The organism is Frankia sp. Hr75.2 (genome assembly GCF_949319125.1).
Lineage (GTDB): Bacteria > Actinomycetota > Actinomycetes > Frankiales > Frankiaceae > Parafrankia > Parafrankia soli.
In genome coordinates this window covers 1-1,728 of record NZ_CASGGV010000131.1, presented here as the reverse complement: position 1 = coordinate 1,728, position 1,728 = coordinate 1, and the positions used below count along the sequence as shown (strand labels likewise).

The 1,728-nt window shown below is 68.5% G+C and carries 1 protein-coding gene; it reads left to right on the top strand.

The features are described 5' to 3' along the window. Positions 1 to 31: 31 nt before the first annotated feature. Positions 32 to 1,728: non-ribosomal peptide synthetase (locus tag AC559T_RS11865; RefSeq protein ID WP_498868726.1), on the top strand; the 1,697-nt coding region annotated here is incomplete at its 3' end.

The window sequence follows — 1,728 nt, the reverse complement described above, 5'->3', positions numbered from 1 at the left end:
GTCGGTGGGTGTGTGGTCGGTGGGTGCGGGGGTGGTGGTTCCCGCGGTGACGGTGGATGCGCTGATCCGGGATCAGGTAGCGCGTACTCCCGGGGCGGTCGCGGTCGTGGATGACGCGGATGGTGCGGAGTTGGCGTATGCGCAGTTCGACGCGCGGGTGAACGCTCTGGCCCGTCTCCTGACCGAGCGGGGCGTGACGGTGGGTGGCCGGGTCGCGGTGGCCCTGCCGCGCTCGGCGGACCTGGTGACCTCCCTCGCCGCGGTACTCCGCGCCGGCGCCGCGTATGTCCCCGTCGACCCGGGATATCCCGCGGAGCGTGTTACCGCGATCCTCCAGGACTCCGGTGCCCGGGTGGCCATCACCGATATTGCGACGGCGGTGGCCCATGCGGGCGTGCTCACCGCCGCGGGTGTCGTCACCGTGGTCCTCGATGAGAATGCTGTTCGTCGCCAGGTGGAACACGGGGCGTCTGACGCACCCGTGCTGCCGCGTCCCCTCACCCCCGACGACACCGCGTATGTGATCTTTACGTCCGGTACCACGGGACGACCCAAAGGCGTCGCCCTGTCCCATGCCGCAGTCGTGAACCGGCTTGTCTGGGGCCGGGAAGCGTTGGGGTTCTCGTCGTCTGATCGGGTACTGCTGAAGACACCGTTCACGTTCGACGTGTCGGTACCGGAGTTCTTCCTCCCGCTGATCACCGGAGCGGTGGTCGTGGTCGCCCGTGACAACGCACACGGGGATCCGGGCTATATCGCCGGTGTGGTGCGGAAAAGGCGGGTCACGAGCGTGCATTTCGTGCCGTCGATGCTTCAGGCGTTCCTGGACTCGGGAGTAGAGGCGGGGTTGTTCCCGGATGTGCGGCTGGTGTCGTTCACGGGGGAAGCGCTGCCGGTGGCGGCGGCTATCAAGGCCCGGGAGGTGTTCGATCGAGCGGAACTGTTCAACCTGTACGGGCCGACCGAAGCGGCGGTCGAGATCGCCAGCTACGACATCGCCGCTCTGAACGCAGACTCGGATTCGACGCCGATCGGTCGCCCGGTGTCGAATTCTTATGTGCGGCTGCTGGACGGGTGGCTGCGCCCGGTACCGGCCGGGGTGACCGGTGAGCTGTATCTGGGCGGGGTGCAACTGGCGGAAGGGTATGTGGGCCGGGCGGGGCTGACAGCGGAAAGGTTCGTCGCCGACCCTCTCGGCGCCCCGGACGAGCGGCTGTACCGGACCGGCGATCTGGCCCGATGGAACGACCAGGGCGAGTTGGAGTACCTGGGCCGGTCCGACGACCAGGTCAAGGTACGCGGGTTCCGGATCGAACTCGACGAGATCCGCGCTGTCCTCGAACGACACCCCGCCATCTCGGGTGCCGCGGTCACCGCTCTCGATCACCCCGCCGGAGGGAAGTTCCTCGCCGCCTATGTCACTACCACCCCGTCCGCGCCGGCCGACGAGGCCGTGCTGGCCGACGTGCTGCGGGAACACACGAACGCGCTCTTGCCGGAGTACATGGTTCCCGCATCGTTCACCCGCCTGGCCGCACTCCCCACGACCTCGAGCGGAAAACTCGACCGCAAAGCACTACCCGCCCCCGACCTGACCGCCGGATCCGGCAGCGGCCGCCCCCCGGAAACCGACACCGAGCTGTCCCTGACCGGGGTGTTCCGCGACGTACTCGCCCTCCCCGAGGGCACACCCCTGTCCGTGGACGACGACTTCTTCCGACTCGGCGG